This is a genomic window from Billgrantia sp. C5P2 (assembly GCF_051062895.2).
Genome location: NZ_CM128542.1, coordinates 1,829,344 through 1,845,093, shown reverse-complemented (window position 1 = coordinate 1,845,093; position 15,750 = coordinate 1,829,344). Strand labels below are relative to the sequence as shown.

The following is a 15,750-nucleotide window of genomic DNA, read 5'->3' as shown; positions in this document are numbered from 1 at the left end:
AACGCTCCCACTCCTCAACGCAACAAGCCAGGAGGGCGCCGTTGCTCAAGTCCTGACGAGACAGGACGATATAGACCTGAAGCGATCCGAATTCCACTTACCGAAGCCGCCCAGATGACCGAAAAAGGTAACCGCCCTCCGGGCAAGCACTTGCATGTCCTGGCCCAGCATCCGGCCCGGCTGGTGCAACACGCCTTCGAGCAAAGCCAAACCGGCATGGTCATCACCGATGGCGATGGCATCATCATGCTGGTCAACGATGCCTTCTGTCGCATCGCAGGGAGCGACGGTGACGAAACGACTGGGTGGCCGATAGAACATTTCTATCTTTCCCGGCGCACGCCTTCACAGCTGCCTGTCACCGCTGACACGGCACCGGGCCTGACCCATTCCTGGCAACAAGAAGTCCTCTGCCGTCGCGCCGACGGTGAGTCGCTACCGGTCTTGATGACGGTCGACCCCCTGCTCGACGAACACCAGCAGCCACGCCACTTTCTGCATACCTTCGTCCAGCTCACCAGCGCTAACGGTGAAATTCTCGACGATCGTCACTGGATACACATCGACCCCATCACGGGCCTGCCCAACTGGCTGCTGCTGCGAGACCGCCTGAGCCACGCGCTGGCCCAGGCCGAGCGCGCCGACACCACCCTTGCGCTGCTGTTCATCGATATCGACCGATTCAAGAACCTGAACGATACGATAGGACATATCGAGGGGGACCGCTTGCTGGGCGAGCTGGCCCAACGCTTGCAGCGCGAGGTGCGCAACAAGGATACCCTGGCGCGGCTCGGTAGCGACCAGTTCGTGGTGCTGCTGGAGAAGGATGGAACCGCCGAGTCGGCGCAGTTGGTTGCTGAACGCCTGCAGGAAGCCCTGGAACCGCCATTCACGTCAGGGGATCGCTACCTGCTGATGACGGCATCGATCGGCATCGCGCTCTACCCTACCGATGCGGAGGATGTCGAGTCGCTGCTGGCGGCCGCGCGCAGCGCCATGTTCATTGCCCGCAAGAAGGGACCAGGCCGCCTCGCCTTCGTCGACCATCGGTTGACGGCGCAACTCAAGGAGAAGCACCGGCTCGAAAGCCTGCTCAGCGAAGCCGTCCATATGCCGAATCAACACTTCGAGCTGCACTACCAGCCGGAGCTTGATCGGCACAGCCTTCGCTGTACCGGCATGGAAGCCGTGCTGCACTGGAGACGCCCCAAGCGCTGGCAACATCCACCCGGGCATTATCTGGATATTCTCGCCCGCCTGGGGCTTGGCGTACGTCTCAACCGCTGGATGATCCAGACGGCGATAGCCGATCATCGCCGCTGGCACGACACCGACTCACCGCTGGGAAGGCTGCCGGTTTCCATTCAGCTGTGTGAATCGCACCTGGCACAGGACACCTTCGACCATCGGCCACTGGACCATTTCCTGCGACATCAGGAAGTGAGCGCCTTCGACTGGCTGACACTGAAAGTTCCCGCCCAGGGCCTTGGCGGCGACCTCGACAAGGCCACCCATCTGCTGAAGCGGCTCGAGCGGCTCGGTATCCGCCTCGCCGTCGAGGGGTTCGGCAAAGACTCCGTGGATCTTTCGTGGCTGTCTCGCCTGCCCTTTTGCAAAGCCACCATCGATGCCCAGTTGGCCGGTATTCACCATGATGGGCGGCGCCTGGTGGAAGCATCGTGCCGCATGCTCAATGCCCTCGATATCGAGCCCGTGATCGTCGGTATCGACAATGAAAGCGTGGCAACCAACCTGGAGGCGGTTTCCGCACGGCTCGTGCAAGGCAACCTGTATGGCCCGGCCATGACGGCGGAGGCATTGACGTCATGGCTCGAAGAGCATGGACCAGCCGACGCATGACAAGACGCGAGCCGGCCGGGAGTCGTCACTAGACGACCTAGCCACTTCGCGCCAGGTCCAGCTCATCGGGAAAGCGCGGCGGAAAAGCCGAGAGATAAGTGTGACTGACCCGCAACACCCTGGCATCGTCATGCTTGCCGCCTGCCAGTTGAAAACCCACGGGTAGGCCATTCGGCGTAAAGCCGCAGGGAACGGATGCCGCTGGCTGCTGGCTGAGGTTGAAAGGATAGGAGAACGGCGCCCACTCCTCCCAGTCGCGCATGCCGGTATATGGCGGCACGTCGAGATTGAGAGGAAAGGGACTCACTGCCACTGAAGGCGTCATGACCAGGTGGTAACGCTGATTGAAGTGTTCGAGCCTCTCCGTCAGACGCGCCCGCTCCTTGAGAGCGTAGAACATGTCCAGCGCACTCAGCTGTTCGGCCCGCTTCGCATCGGCCACCAGGCCGGGGTCGAGCAGCCGTCGCTGGCGCTCGCCGTGCTCGCGATACAGCGCAAGTGACGCAGTGAACCAGAGGGTATTGAAAATACGTATGGGCGATTCGAAGCCGGGGTCCACCTCCTCCACTTCGGCCCCGAGGTCCGCAAGCCGGCAGGCTGCCTTGCGGACACATTCGGCCACCTCCGGCTCCACCCGGGCATAGCCCAGCGTGGGCGAATAAGCGATTCGCATGCCCTCGATCCCCCGCCCAAGCTCTTCTCCCCAATCATGGGGTTGCCCACGCAAGGCGTAAGGGTCTCGATAGTCGTACCGCCCGATCACGTTCAGCATCCTTGCCGCATCGGCTACGGTTCGAGTCAATGGCCCCAGGTGGGAGAGCGAGGCCTCCTTGGAACGCGGCCACTCCGGCACCCAGCCAAAGGTGGGCTTGAAGCCGAACACGCCGCAGAATGACGCGGGTATGCGGATCGAGCCGCCTGAATCGCCGCCCTGATGCAGCACTCCCATATTGAGCGCCGCCGCGACCGCCGCACCGCCCGACGAACCGCCCGGCGTCAGACCAGTGTCCCATGGGTTGGCCGTCGCGCCGAAGACTCGATTATCGGTAATGGCCTTCCAGCCGAATTCCGGTGTATTGGTCTTGCCCAGGATTACCGCACCCGCCTCGCGCAGCATACGCGCCGGCGGGGAGTCCCGCTCACAGGGGGCGTCCGATTCCGTCAGCGATCCCTTGCGCGCCGGCAGGCCGCGAGATTCGGTCAGATCCTTCAACGAGACGGGAATGCCATCGATGCAGCTGTATGGACGCCCTTCGCGCCAGCGTCGGGTCGAAGCCTCTGCGGCCGCTTCTGCCCCCTCCCTGTCGACCACGACGTAGGCATTGACGCTAGCGTTGAAGCGATCGATACGCTCGAGTGCAGCTCGCGTTGCCTCCAAGGGAGAAGCCGCGCCGCTTTCGAAAAGCTGGCGAAGCTGACCTGCATCCATGGTGCCGAGATCGGTGTCGCTCACAAGAACCTCCGTTTTTCCAGTGAGACCTCCTACGAGTGTGGGAAAGAAAAGCCGAGTTGAGCAAACTGGGCGACCGACACGTGGAGGGCGCCTCCCATCGGTTAGCGCCAGACAGAGCGAATCCTCCTGTCGCTCTAAAAGCAGCCAGGCATAACCGCATGGCGCAAATCATGGGTACGCATCACGCCTCCTCCCTGATCACGACTCCCGATCCGGCAACAGCCAGCACGGAGTCGCGGCATGTCCGTTCGTGCCCATAACGTAGACGACGAAGCGCGAGAATGACGGAGCGAATGCAGCCAACTTTGTATCTTCATGTATCAAGGAGCTAACCTTGGTTAATAGATACGAACAATGGCAAGGAAATGAAAATGAACAAGGCATTGGTGGCTGCCGCCTGCGTGGTCAGCATCGGCGCTGGCATCCATCTGCTCAACGATGCAAGGGATCAGGCGGAAACGGTAAACCCGGATGACCTGACGCCGGACCAGCAGCGCTACTGCGAGAAAGTCGAGCAGTGGTACCGGGAGGAAATGCTCGATGTCGCGCCCAAGTGGCGTCTCGGCCATCCCGACGAACAGGGCACTTATACGCAATGGTGCACGGGACGCTAGTGCGACAGTGATGGCACATGAAAAAGCCGCTTGGCGCGATGCGCCAAGCGGCTGATTCTTCAAAACTTGTTGGTGGAGCCTAGCGGGATCGAACCGCTGACCTCAACACTGCCAGTGTTGCGCTCTCCCAGCTGAGCTAAGGCCCCACATGTCCTCGACCTGCGAGAACGAGGCGTATCGTACCTATGGCGGCAGGCCTCGTCAATAGCGCTGTGCGAGAACCTCCTTTTCGTTGATAGAAAGCGGGAAATGGGATGCTCGTTCAATTTCCCTTGCTCCACGAGTATGGCAAGCTTGCACCTAAATATGCCGAAGGCTCGGCGATCAAGAGCCTAGCCCCGAGTTCAAGCTCCGCCGCGACTGCCTGTTCGTTCGCTGCCAGCTTTCCGCAATGACGAGGAATGTCAGTCTTGATCAAGGTGCTCATTGTCGACGATCATCATCTGGTTCGCACCAGTCTTGCTCGCTTGCTCGAGAACGAAGAGGACATAGATGTGGTGGGCGAAGCCGCCAGCGGCGAAGAAGCCATCACGCTATGTCGCGAGCTCGAGCCGGACGTCATTCTGATGGACCTGCGCATGCCGGGCATCGGCGGTCTCGAAGCGACCCGCAAGATAATGCGCAACAATACCGACGTGCGCATCCTGGCGCTGACCGGCTTCATGGAAGACAATTTCGCACAGCGCATGCTCGACGCCGGCGCAGGCGGCTTCATCAGCAAGGATACTCACGTACCGGACATGGTCGACGCCATCCGCAGCGTATTTGCCGGGCATCGCTACATCAGCCCCGACATCGCCCAGCGCCTGGTGCTCTCGCGTTTCGACTCGGAAGAGAATCCCTTCGACAAGCTCTCGCAGCGTGAGCTGCAAGTGGCCATGATGATCGTCAACTGCCAACGGGTCTCGGAAATTTCCGACCGACTGTTCCTCAGTCCCAAGACCGTCAACACCTATCGCTACCGGATTTTCGAGAAGCTTGGTGTCGAGACCGACGTGGAACTGACGCACCTGGGATTGAAGCATGGCCTGATCGAAGGTTTCGATACCACCAACTGAACGAACGCTTCTGGTAATCTGTTGCTTTCATGCAAGACAGCCAGAGCGCCATGACCTTCGACCCGAGGCAGTTCCTTGCCAACCTCACACAAGCCCCCGGCATTTACCGGATGCTGGACGAGCGCGGCGATACCCTCTATGTAGGCAAGGCCAAGCGGCTCAAGGCCCGCTTGGCCAGCTATTTTCGTGGTGCGCTCAACACCAAGACCCAGGCCATGGTGTCTCGCATCGCTGACGTCCAGGTTACGGTAACACGTAGCGAGATCGAGGCCCTGCTCCTCGAGCAGACCTTAATCAAGGAGCTGCGGCCAACCTACAACATCCTGCTGCGCGACGATAAATCGTACCCCTTCGTCTTTGCCAGCGATCGACACCCCTACCCCGCTCTCGAGTACAAGCGTGCCCGCAGGCGTCACGACGATGGACGCTACCTGGGCCCCTACCCGAGCAGCGGCGCGGTACGGGAAAGCCTCTCGCTGATGCAAAAGATCTTTCGCATTCGCAACTGTGAAGACAGCGTCTTTTCCCATCGCACACGCCCTTGTCTGCAGTATCAGATTCAGCGCTGCAGCGCACCCTGCGTGGGATATATCAGTGAAGCCGACTATCGTCGCGACCTTGAGCACGCCGTAATGTGTCTTGAAGGCCGCAGCGAACAGGTCACTCAGGAACTGACCGACGCCATGGAGGCCGCCAGCCGTGACCTTGCCTTCGAGGATGCAGCCCGCTTGCGCGATCAGATCCAGCACCTGCGTCAGCTCCAGCAGCGCCAGTTCGTCGACACTGAAGGCGGCGACGCCGATGCTTTTGCCTTGGCCGAGCGCGAAGGCGCCCTGTGCATCTCGGTCCTGGCAGTACGTCAAGGGCGACTCCTGGGGGCTCGCCATCACTCCCCCGATAACGGCTTGGGCCTCGAGGCTTCCGAGCTGCTGGGGGAGTTCGTCAGCCAGTATTACATTGGCCAGGAACGCGAAATCCCTCGCGAAGTGATCACCACGTTACCGCTCCCAGATTGCGACATTCTGGAAAGCGCATTGAGCAGCCGTGCCGAGCGGCGCGTGCGCGTTACCCACAAGGTGCGCGGTCACCGCAGCCAATGGCTCGAATTGGCACGTACCAACGCCGAACAGCAGTTAGCCAGCCGCCTGGCCAGCCAGAACGAACTCGACCGTCGTTTCGACTCGCTGCAGGAAGCCTTGGCGCTGGAAATGCACATCGAGCGGCTAGAATGCTTCGACATCAGTCACAGCCATGGTGAGGCGACAGTGGCCTCATGCGTGGTGTTCGATCGCAACGGCCCGCGAAAGTCGGATTACCGGCGCTTCAACATAGAGGGCGTGACTGCCGGTGACGATTATGCCGCCATGCGCCAGGCGCTGAGTCGACGCTTTCGCCGTCTCGCCGAAGGCGAAGGGATGATGCCGGACATCCTGTTACTGGATGGCGGCAAGGGACAGCTCAACCTGGCGCGCGATGTTCTCGGCGAGTTGGGGCTCGACACGATCCGACTGCTTGGCGTGGCCAAGGGAACCACACGCAAGGCCGGTCTCGAGACACTGTTCATCGAAACCGTCGATCGCACCCTCGATCTGCCGACGGCATCGCCGGCCCTGCATCTGATCCAACACGTGCGCGACGAGGCCCACCGCTTTGCCATTACCGGACACCGCAACCGTCGCGACAAGGCCCGCCGCAGCTCCGCGCTGGAGGACATCGACGGCATCGGCCCCAAACGTCGCCGGGAGTTGCTGCGCTTTTTCGGTGGCCTGCAGGGCGTCAAGCAGGCCAGCCGCGAGGAGCTCGCCCGCGTTCCCGGCATCAGCGCCACCCTGGCGGAGACGATTCATCGCTCGCTGCATGGATGATGGCGCCCGGTACAGATAGAATAGGGGCTCACTTCGGCTTTCCTGACCAAGGCAAGGACCCCCCGTCACATGAACATCCCCAACATCCTGACGCTGGCCAGAATCGCCTTCATTCCGCTGCTGGTGGTGTTCTTCTATCTCCCCTTTTCCTGGAGCATGCCGGTAGCCGCCGGCCTGTTCGCGCTGGCCTCTGTCACCGATTGGCTCGATGGCTACCTGGCACGGCGCTGGAACCAGTCCACTCCCTTCGGCGCCTTTCTCGACCCGGTAGCGGACAAGTTGATGGTGGCCGTGGCCCTGGCACTGCTTATCGAGCGCTTCGACAGCATCTGGCTGACACTGCCCGCCCTGGTCATCATCGGGCGCGAAATCGTGATTTCGGCGCTACGCGAATGGATGGCCGAGATGGGCAAGCGCGGCAGCGTGGCGGTTTCCTGGCTCGGCAAGTTCAAGACCACCCTGCAGATGATTGCCCTGCTGTTGCTGCTGGCCTTCGCACCGGGCACGCAATTTTCCCTGTTAGGAGTCGCCACCCTGCATATCGCCGCGATAATGACGCTCTGGTCGATGCTGATGTACCTGCGTGCGGCCTGGCCCCACCTGTCGCGCGCTATGTAGCAGCCGGCAACCGAACGCCATCAAGTGATTGACATTAACGAGCTTATCCTTATAATTCGCACTCGAGTCGAGCGGGAATAGCTCAGTGGTAGAGCATCGCCTTGCCAAGGCGAGGGTCGGGAGTTCGAATCTCCTTTCCCGCTCCATACGACTCATTGAGGCTGGATGGCAGAGTGGTCATGCAGCGGACTGCAACTCCGTGTACGCCGGTTCGATTCCGACTCCAGCCTCCATTTCTTGACCCCTTTCAGCTGCCTGCTCGAAACCGTGCCGCCCGGATGGCGAAATTGGTAGACGCAAGAGACTTAAAATCTCTCGGTGGCAACACCGTGCCGGTTCGAGCCCGGCTCCGGGCACCAGGCTCTTCGCTATCCTCTCGCTCCTATCCAGCCGGACAGCTTTGCGGCATGCTGGCTGTCGCATAGTAGGCTTCAGCGAGAACACGCATGGCTCCTAGCACCTCGACTCGTAGCGAACACGATGTACTGGTGATCGGCGGAGGCGTTGCCGGCCTGACCCTGGCCTTGCACGTTGCCGAGACACGTCACGTCACCCTGGTACGTCCCGCCAGCGACGATCAAGGCGCCAGCCGCTGGGCTCAAGGCGGTATTGCCGCCGTGCTTTCCCCTCAGGACGACTTCGATGCCCACGTAGCGGATACGCTGGTGGCCGGCGATGGACTGTGCGACGAACGCGCCGTGCGCTTCACCGTCGAGCAAGGGCCCGCTGCCATCGAGTGGCTATTGTCGCTCGGCGTACCGTTCACGCGTGACGACAGCCCGAGCGCCAGCTATCCCTATCACCTGACCCGAGAAGGCGGACACGGCGCCCGTCGCATCATTCATGCCGAGGATGCCACCGGGCGTGCCGTACTCGATACCCTGAAGGCCCACGTCCAGGCAAGCCCGACCATCACCATACGCGACGACCTCGTTGCCATCGGCTTGTTGGCCGATGGCGAGAAGCGCTGTCGCGGCGCCCGTTGCCTGGACGAAAGAGGCGAACTGCTGGAGCTGCTGGCCGGTGATACGGTACTGGCCACCGGTGGCGCCAGCGGACTCTATCGCCACACCACGAGCCCCCATCCAGCCAGCGGCGAGGGCATGATGATGGCCGCCGAGCTGGGGGCCGAACTGATGAATCTGGAGTTCCAGCAGTTCCACCCCACCTGTCTCTACGATCCGGACGGCCCGCCCTTCCTGATCAGTGAGGCCGTCCGCGGCGAAGGTGGGCGTCTTTACAGCACCGACGGACGTCGCTTCATGCTCGAGCTGGACGCGCGTGCCGAACTGGCGCCACGCGATATCGTCGCCCGCGCCATCGACGCAGAAATGCAGCGCACTGGCTCACCCCATGTGTGGCTGGACGTGACCCACCTCGGTGAAGCGGCCATACGTCACCACTTCCCCACCATTCACGATCACTGTCTTACCCGCGGCCTGGACATCTCCCGCCAGCCGATCCCGGTCGTGCCCGCAGCACACTACAGTTGCGGCGGCATTACCACCGACCTCGACGGCAACTCCAGCGTGCCGCACCTGTACGCCATTGGTGAAGTCGCCTGCACGGGCCTGCACGGCGCCAATCGCATGGCCAGCAACTCGCTGCTCGAATGCCTGGTCTACGCGCGCAGCTGTGCCGCCAGGCTGGCACTTGGCCGTGCACCAGCCGCGGCTGCGCTGACGGCGAACAATCTGGGCGAGAAGCCAGTGGAAGCCCAGCGCATCCAGCAGTGGCGCACGACAATGCGAGACATCATGAGCCGCCACGTGGCGATCGTCCGCCGCGATGCCGGCCTAGATACAGCGGCAAGCGAGCTGAACGAGCTGAGCCGGGAGATTGAGGCCGCGCACAAGGATGCCGCGCCCAGTGCGGCGCTGGCGAGCCTATGGCATGCCATCAGGCTGGCCCGATTGACGGTTCTGGCAGCTCGTCAGCGCCGTGAGTCACGTGGCCTGCACTTCAATCCGGACTGTCCGCATCGTTTGCCGCCTCAGCCCTCGAGGCTTCATCTGGACGCCCTGTCGTCTTCTGCATGAAATGGCTTTCTGGCTCAACGAAGCTGAATCAACGAGGCTGGGTCAACGAACCAGGATGCGCCGCAACTGTCGAAGCGCAGCAGGCGAAGCGCTATCGGGCCATAACCAGATCCGACGGCGATCGATGTCCAGCGCAATCAACCAAGGGCCGAGGTAGGCACAGCGCAGCTCGACCGGAACGGCTTCGGCGGTAGCCAGCGGGCGCCATAGCCACCGCCAGTTCCCTCCGGCTTCCGGGTGCATATGAAGTTCGCCGCGGGCCTGCCCGTGCCAGAGCCACCAGCCCAGAGGCAAGAGCCACGCCAGGGCCGGCATCGCCAGCCAGCCCGGCACATGGATCAGCACGCTACCGGTAACTGCCAGCGCCAGCAGCCACTGGCAGCCCCATGCCAGCCTAGACGGGACGATGCGGATCGTTGTCGGCGTTCTCGGCATGTGCCTGAATCAGCGCCACGATGCGACGAAACTCGGGGGCTGGCTCATCGCGCTGCATCAGCCAGGCAAAGAGATCCTGATCCTCTCCTTCGATGAAGGCACGATACGCTGCCTGATCATCGGCCCCCAACTGGTCGTAGCAGTGTTCGAGGAAAGGGATAAGCAACAGGTCGAGTTCCCACATCCCACGGCGGGAGTGCCAATAGAGCCGCTTGCGCAGGGCAGCGGCATCGGGGGTATTCGCTTCGCTCAACGTCGACCTCGATGGTAAGGAGAATGAGCCATTCAGTATACCGGAGCCGGGAAAATGGGGCAGTGCTTCGGCCCGCCTTGTCCACTTTTCTTGACCATGGTCGTAGTGCGTTGTTTTATCTCGGTTTGAGCAGTATGCTGACGGAAGAACAAGAATGCCACCCAGGTCCCACCGGACCGGGCAATGCCTGGAGATGACCCGATGACCAAATCCGAGTTGATCGAACAGATCGCCATGCGCCAGCCTGAACTTTCGATCAAGGAAGTCGAATCCGCGGTTCGCCTGATTCTCGACGACATCACCGATACGCTGGCCGAGGGAGGGCGAGTCGAGATCAGGGGATTCGGCAGTTTTTCCTTGCATTATCGGGAGCCAAGGGTGGGCCGCAACCCCAAGACCGGCGATCCTGTCGCACTGGAGGGCAAGTTCGTGCCACACTTCAAGCCTGGCAAGGAGCTTCGCGAGCAGGTCAATGCCAGCCGTGCCCTCGGCTACTAACTTTCGTCATTCACAAGGGATAGAAACATGCGTTGGCTCAAAGGCCTGATCCTGGCCATCATTCTGCTGGCGGTGCTGCTTGTCGGCATACTCTTCGCCGTCAACAACCAGCAGACGGTACCGCTCAACCTGATCTGGATGGAGCTACCGCCCATATCGCTCTCCGTCTGGCTCCTGGCCGCCCTGGTTTGCGGCGTGGTGCTGGGCATGCTGGCGATGACAGGAGTCTGGCTGAGGCTGCGCACCGCGCTTTCCCGCGCCCAGCGATTGAATCGCCAGCAACGCAAGGAACTCGACCGGCTTCGCGTTCAGGAGCTCAAGGAACTGCCGTAAATGCCTGATGCCCTGCTGCTTGTGCTGCTGGTGGCCGCCGTTGCCATTGGCTGGTGGCTAGGCCGCCGTGAGCGCCAGGGTAGCCACGAACGCCCGCCACCGAATACGCTGTCGCGTGACTACTTCGTCGGCCTGAACTACCTGCTCAACGAGCAGCCGGATCGCGCCATCGAGACATTCGTCAGTGCGCTGGAAGTGAACAGCGAGACCATCGATACCCATATTACCTTGGGTAATCTATTCCGAACTCGGGGAGAAGCCGACCGCGCCGTCAAGATCCATCAGAACCTGTTGGCTCGTCCCACCCTGACGATGCTGCAGAGTGAACAGGTGCAGCTTGAACTCGCGCGGGATTTTTTCCAGCTGGGTCTGTTCGATCGCAGCGAGCGACTTCTCCAGCAATTGATACACGACTCCAGCCATGACGACTTTCGTCATGCCGCCAAACGCCTGCTGGCGGACCTCTTCGATCGTGAAGGGGAGTGGCAGGCCGCCTTCGACGTGGCCTACCCCACCCTGATTCGCCAGCACGAGGACATCCGTCGGGCAGCGGCCCACTGGCTCTGCGAAATGGCCGACCAGGAGCGTCACTCCGCAAGCCCGGGCCTGGCTCGCAAGCACTTGCGTCGGGCGCTATCCATTGACCCTCGCTGTGTGCGCGCCAACCTGCTGCTGGCGGCCCTGGCTCAGGATACCGGGCACTACCGCGAGGCCATCCGCATCCTCATGCGCATCCCCGATCAAGACCTGGACATGATGCCCATCGTGTTGGAACCGCTGCACCACGCCTATGTGATGCTGGATGACGAAGCGGGACTGGTGGATTGCCTGGAGCAACTGCTCGAACGGGCTCATGTAACCAGCCTGATCATCCTGCTGGCCGAGACCCAGCGCAAGCGACATGGACTGCAGGTGGCCATCGAGCTTGTCAGCGAACAGCTCAACCGGGCCCCGAGCCTGGGGGCGCTCGACTACCTGCTGGATCTCTACCAGCACCAGCAGCAGCAGCAGGGTGCGCCGGACAACCGGCTGCAGCTACTCAAGCAACACACCCACACCTTGCTGACGGCACGACCGAGGCACCGTTGCCAACGCTGCGGGTTCGCCGGCCAACCGCTCCACTGGCAGTGCCCCAGTTGTCGAAGCTGGGGTACCACCCGCCCCATTACCGGTATCGAAGGAGAATGAGGGCTCAGCCCGCAGCCAGCTCCTGCTCGATAGCCGTCAAGGCCGCCATTGGATCGTCCGCCTGGGTCACCGGCCGGCCAATCACCAGATGCGTGCTTCCCGCCACTATCGCCTCGGCCGGCGTCATCACGCGGCGCTGATCGCCATGCTCGGCAGAGCGGGGCCGGATACCCGGCGTCACTTTGAGGAAGCCGTCACCGCATAGCTGGCTCAGGCGAGCCGCCTCCTGCGCCGAACACACCACCCCATCCATACCGCATTGGCGCGCCAGAACGGCTAGCCGCTCGACGTGCTGTGCCGGAGTTGCGTCGATGCCCACACCGGCAAGATCGCTCGCCGTCATGCTGGTCAGTACCGTCACGGCGATCAGATGAGTGGCCAGACCGTGGCGATCCAGCCGCTCACGCGCCGCTTCCATCATGCGCGCACCACCGCTGGCGTGCACGTTGACCATCCACACGCCCTGCTCAGCGGCCGCCTGTACGGCCCCGGCCACGGTGTTGGGGATATCGTGAAACTTGAGATCGAGAAAGACCTGAAAACCGCGCCCATGCAGCGCATCAATCACCTCCGGACCGCTGCGGGTGAACAGTTCCTTGCCCACCTTGACGCGACAGCGCTCGGGATCGAGCCGGTCGGCCAGGCACAGGGCGGCATCGAGAGAGGGGTGGTCGAGAGCGATGATCAGTGGCGAATCACTAGACACGTTGAGGGCTCCGGCTGCGTGGTCAGGTAGCCCGATTATACCAGCCACTGACGGTTTCACCGTTCTCTTCAGCCTGAACTATGCTCTTACCTAATATGAGCACGCCATTAGGCACGCCCGATGTACTCACGCCTTAGGCCAACAATGATCGATAACGGCAGTGCTACGCCCTTGAAGCGATGGACCGGGAGGACTCCATGACAAGCGAACAGCGCATAAGTCCCATTGCCTTGCCTGACAGCCGCGCCCAACGAGTGCTGAGTGCGTTGCTTGAGGGGTCCGGAGTGACGCTCAACGGCGAGGCCGCCTGGGACCCGCAGATCTACCATCCCGACTTCTGCTCGAGAATTCTGCGCCAAGGCTCCCTGGGGCTGGGAGAGTCGTACATGGACGGTTGGTGGGAGTGCGAACAGATCGACGAGATGGCCTGCCGCCTGCTCCAGCACGGCCTGGGAGAGCGGGCCCGCCCCCCTGCGGATCGCATCATGTATCGCCTTCAGGCGGGGCTGCTCAATCTGCAAAGCAAGGCCCGCGCCTATATCGTCGGCGAAGCCCACTACGATCTGGGCAACGATCTTTTCGAGCGTATGCTCGATCCCACCATGTGCTACTCCTGCGGCTACTGGAAGGAAGCCAGGACGCTCCACGAAGCTCAGCTTGCCAAGCTCGAGCTGGCTTGTCGCAAGCTCGAACTGCGCCCCGGCATGCACGTGCTGGACATCGGCTGTGGCTGGGGCAGCTTCGCCGAATACGCAGCCCGCCATTACGGTGTCACGGTCACCGGAATCACCATCTCCCGCGAGCAGGCGGAGCTGGCCAGGAAACGCTGCGCCGGCCTGCCCGTCGAAATCGAACTCATGGACTATCGCGAACTGACCGGCTGCTTCGATCGTATCGTTTCCATCGGCATGTTCGAGCACGTGGGTCATCGCAACTACGAGACCTACTTTCAGACCGTCGAGCGACTCTTGGCCGAGAACGGCCTGTTCCTGCTGCACACCATTGGCTCGAACAGCTCCGAGATCAGCGTCGACCCGTGGATCGATCGCTACATCTTCCCCAACGGGGTTCTCCCTTCGGCACGACATATTGCCGACGCCAGCGAAGGACTGCTGCTGATGGAGGATTGGCACAACTTCGGCCCCGACTACGACAGGACCCTGATGGCCTGGCGTGAAAACTTCGATGCTCACTGGCACGAGATCGCCGACCGCTACAGTCAGCGCATCGAGCGCATGTTCCGCTATTACCTGTCGGTGTGCGCCGGTGCCTTTCGTGCTCGCGATCTGCAGCTCTGGCAGGTCGTCTTCTCTCGCGGAAGACGAGCTCGCTACGACGCCCCGCGGTGAGTTCCATTACCGCATTCGGCTTATGCTTACACGCGACATGGACAATCTCTTACAGCGTTAGCTAGATGCTTTACGCATCGTTACAACGTATATTAGGCATTCTCTCAACGGCTTCCTTCAGAAGGCAGCTAGGCTTCTCGCAAAAGCCACGCATGCCCGTGACGTAGCACTGAGCCGTTACATAACAACACCAGGACTCATGCCTGTACGCAGCAGGCCACAAGGGATGCCCGCATGCCTGATGAGAATGCCATGACGGGAGGGGAGCTGAACGAGCCGATAAGCATGCGTGACTTCACGGAACGCCTGCCTGGCGTCGTCTTTCAGTTTCATCGTGCCCATCACGGACACATGCATTTCCCCTACCTGGCCGGAAGCGGCACCAGCCTGCCAGGAATCGACCGTGACGCCTTGAGCCAGGACGCTCGTCATATGCTCGACCGCCTGGATGAGGAGGATTACCCAAGAGTAATGGCGGCCATAGAGCGCTCGGCTCGCTGGCGCATACCCATCGCCACCAAGTTCCGCATACGTCTGTCGAGCCGTCGCTGTCGCTGGGTGGCGCTTCGGGCCCAGCCGGAAGACTCCTCGACCGGGGTGCTCTGGTACGGCCTGATGATTGACATCACCGAGCAGATGGCCGAGGAAGCCAGGCTACGCCGACTCTCGGATACCGATGACCTGACAGGCCTGGCCAACCGCCGCAGGCTGATGACTCGGCTGGATGAAGAGATTGCCAAGAGCAACCGACATGGCAGCCCGCTCTCCTTGATGTTGATCGATCTGGACCATTTCAAACGTATCAACGATACCTGGGGGCACCTGCAAGGCGATCAGGTTCTCGCCGAGTTCGCCAACCTCTGCCACCAGTTATTGAGGGAAGAGGACGTCGTGGGCCGGCTCGGCGGCGAAGAGTTTGCCGTGGTGCTGCCATTGACGCCCCAGGTAGCCAGCCATCCGCTGGCCGAACGGCTACGCCGTGCCATCGCCGAGCACGATTTCGGTATCGATGCCGGCCAGGTCACGGCCAGCATCGGCCTCGCCGAGTATCGCCTGGGCGAGTCGAGGGACACCTTGATCGACAGGGCCGATCGCAGCCTCTACGCGGCCAAGCATCAAGGGCGCAATCGCGTCATAAGTCGTTAGCCCATGAGGAAGCCTGCCTGACAAGCCCACCATGCCAGCCCTGAGCAGCCTGCCACGAGATCACCTGCCGTCACGGAAGCCGAGATCGGACGGTTCGAACCCGCGGTTCCCGAGTGGCAGATTGTCGAGCGCAATGGCATCATGAGACTTGAGAGGGTCTTTATCTTTCCCGGTTTCCGGCAAGCCCTGGCTTTATCAATCCTATGGGTGAAATTGCCGAAGCCGCGGGCCACCAAACCGAGCTGCTGACCGAATGGAACAACGTCACCGTGACTTGGTGGACACAAGATCAAGGGCCTGCATCGCGACGACTTCATTCTTGCCGCTAGAACCGA

16 protein-coding genes and 4 tRNA genes are annotated in these 15,750 nt (G+C 61.7%); 15 read left to right on the top strand and 5 right to left on the bottom strand.

Translation table 11 applies throughout. From position 1 onward, the window contains the following. Nucleotides 1-114 precede the first annotated feature (114 nt). Nucleotides 115-1,860 carry a putative bifunctional diguanylate cyclase/phosphodiesterase gene (locus ACRWQA_RS08555; RefSeq protein ID WP_434229222.1) on the top strand — a complete coding sequence of 582 codons (1,746 nt, stop codon included), beginning with the start codon at nucleotides 115-117 and terminating at the stop codon, nucleotides 1,858-1,860. A 37-nt stretch (nucleotides 1,861-1,897) separates the two neighbouring features. On the opposite strand, the gene ACRWQA_RS08550 is transcribed toward ACRWQA_RS08555, so the two are convergent. Then, entirely contained in the window at nucleotides 1,898-3,313 is a 1,416-nt protein-coding gene (locus ACRWQA_RS08550) for an amidase (RefSeq protein ID WP_434229220.1), read from the bottom strand. Between the two features lie 371 nt (nucleotides 3,314-3,684). Between ACRWQA_RS08550 and ACRWQA_RS08545 the strand changes: the two genes are divergently transcribed. Beyond that, nucleotides 3,685-3,927 carry a hypothetical protein gene (locus tag ACRWQA_RS08545; protein WP_263580261.1) on the top strand — a complete coding sequence of 81 codons (243 nt, stop codon included), beginning with the start codon at nucleotides 3,685-3,687 and terminating at the stop codon, nucleotides 3,925-3,927. Between the two features lie 70 nt (nucleotides 3,928-3,997). On the opposite strand, the gene ACRWQA_RS08540 is transcribed toward ACRWQA_RS08545, so the two are convergent. Beyond that, a tRNA-Ala gene (locus ACRWQA_RS08540) sits at nucleotides 3,998-4,073 on the bottom strand. A gap of 264 nt (nucleotides 4,074-4,337) precedes the next feature. Between ACRWQA_RS08540 and uvrY the strand changes: the two genes are divergently transcribed. The 7 genes from uvrY (at nucleotide 4,338) to nadB (ending at nucleotide 9,507) form a co-directional block, all read left to right on the top strand. Next, a complete protein-coding gene (uvrY, locus tag ACRWQA_RS08535; protein WP_263583989.1) occupies nucleotides 4,338-4,985 on the top strand; it encodes a UvrY/SirA/GacA family response regulator transcription factor in 648 nt (215 codons plus the stop codon). A 50-nt stretch (nucleotides 4,986-5,035) separates the two neighbouring features. Next, nucleotides 5,036-6,850, top strand: a complete 1,815-nt coding sequence (gene uvrC / locus ACRWQA_RS08530; RefSeq protein WP_434229231.1) for an excinuclease ABC subunit UvrC — start codon at nucleotides 5,036-5,038, stop codon at nucleotides 6,848-6,850. 69 nt (nucleotides 6,851-6,919) lie between these two features. Beyond that, nucleotides 6,920-7,468, top strand: a complete 549-nt coding sequence (gene pgsA, locus ACRWQA_RS08525) for a CDP-diacylglycerol--glycerol-3-phosphate 3-phosphatidyltransferase (RefSeq protein ID WP_263580262.1) — start codon at nucleotides 6,920-6,922, stop codon at nucleotides 7,466-7,468. 71 nt (nucleotides 7,469-7,539) lie between these two features. Beyond that, nucleotides 7,540-7,614: transfer RNA gene (locus ACRWQA_RS08520), tRNA-Gly, on the top strand. Between the two features lie 13 nt (nucleotides 7,615-7,627). Next, nucleotides 7,628-7,701, top strand: a tRNA-Cys gene (locus ACRWQA_RS08515). Nucleotides 7,702-7,740: 39 nt separating this feature from the next. Beyond that, nucleotides 7,741-7,827, top strand: a tRNA-Leu gene (locus ACRWQA_RS08510). An 87-nt stretch (nucleotides 7,828-7,914) separates the two neighbouring features. Then, complete coding sequence (nadB, locus tag ACRWQA_RS08505; protein WP_434229218.1) at nucleotides 7,915-9,507, top strand: L-aspartate oxidase; 1,593 nt, start codon at nucleotides 7,915-7,917, stop codon at nucleotides 9,505-9,507. Nucleotides 9,508-9,549: 42 nt separating this feature from the next. Here the strand turns inward: nadB and ACRWQA_RS08500 are convergent, their stop codons facing one another. After that, the gene (locus ACRWQA_RS08500) at nucleotides 9,550-9,942 is read right to left on the bottom strand and encodes a hypothetical protein (protein WP_434229216.1); all 393 of its coding nucleotides are present in this window, start codon (nucleotides 9,940-9,942) and stop codon (nucleotides 9,550-9,552) included. Continuing rightward, the gene (locus ACRWQA_RS08495) at nucleotides 9,902-10,195 is read right to left on the bottom strand and encodes an FAD assembly factor SdhE (protein WP_263580265.1); all 294 of its coding nucleotides are present in this window, start codon (nucleotides 10,193-10,195) and stop codon (nucleotides 9,902-9,904) included. The genes ACRWQA_RS08500 and ACRWQA_RS08495 overlap by 41 nt, the downstream gene beginning before the upstream one ends. 201 nt (nucleotides 10,196-10,396) lie before the next feature. On the opposite strand from ACRWQA_RS08495, the gene ACRWQA_RS08490 reads away from it, so the two are divergent. From ACRWQA_RS08490 to lapB, 3 genes are read left to right on the top strand one after another with little or no spacing between them, the layout of a single operon-like run. Then, the gene (locus ACRWQA_RS08490) at nucleotides 10,397-10,693 is read left to right on the top strand and encodes an integration host factor subunit beta (protein ID WP_010629003.1); all 297 of its coding nucleotides are present in this window, start codon (nucleotides 10,397-10,399) and stop codon (nucleotides 10,691-10,693) included. 27 nt (nucleotides 10,694-10,720) lie between these two features. Next, the gene (locus tag ACRWQA_RS08485) at nucleotides 10,721-11,026 is read left to right on the top strand and encodes a LapA family protein (protein ID WP_263580266.1); all 306 of its coding nucleotides are present in this window, start codon (nucleotides 10,721-10,723) and stop codon (nucleotides 11,024-11,026) included. After that, the gene (gene lapB, locus ACRWQA_RS08480; RefSeq protein WP_434229214.1) at nucleotides 11,027-12,214 is read left to right on the top strand and encodes a lipopolysaccharide assembly protein LapB; all 1,188 of its coding nucleotides are present in this window, start codon (nucleotides 11,027-11,029) and stop codon (nucleotides 12,212-12,214) included. 4 nt (nucleotides 12,215-12,218) lie between these two features. Here the strand turns inward: lapB and pyrF are convergent, their stop codons facing one another. After that, on the bottom strand, nucleotides 12,219-12,920 hold the full coding sequence (gene pyrF, locus ACRWQA_RS08475) for an orotidine-5'-phosphate decarboxylase (RefSeq protein ID WP_434229212.1): 702 nt from the start codon (nucleotides 12,918-12,920) through the stop codon (nucleotides 12,219-12,221). A 197-nt stretch (nucleotides 12,921-13,117) separates the two neighbouring features. On the opposite strand from pyrF, the gene cfa reads away from it, so the two are divergent. From cfa to ACRWQA_RS08460, 3 genes are all read left to right on the top strand, one after another. Continuing rightward, on the top strand, nucleotides 13,118-14,269 hold the full coding sequence (cfa, locus tag ACRWQA_RS08470) for a cyclopropane fatty acyl phospholipid synthase (protein ID WP_434229210.1): 1,152 nt from the start codon (nucleotides 13,118-13,120) through the stop codon (nucleotides 14,267-14,269). Nucleotides 14,270-14,503: 234 nt separating this feature from the next. Further along, nucleotides 14,504-15,415 (top strand): GGDEF domain-containing protein, encoded by a 912-nt coding sequence (locus ACRWQA_RS08465; RefSeq protein ID WP_263580270.1) that lies wholly within the window; start codon nucleotides 14,504-14,506, stop codon nucleotides 15,413-15,415. 203 nt (nucleotides 15,416-15,618) lie between these two features. Further along, a complete protein-coding gene (locus ACRWQA_RS08460; RefSeq protein WP_434229207.1) occupies nucleotides 15,619-15,744 on the top strand; it encodes a 4a-hydroxytetrahydrobiopterin dehydratase in 126 nt (41 codons plus the stop codon). The last annotated feature ends 6 nt before the right edge of the window (nucleotides 15,745-15,750 follow it).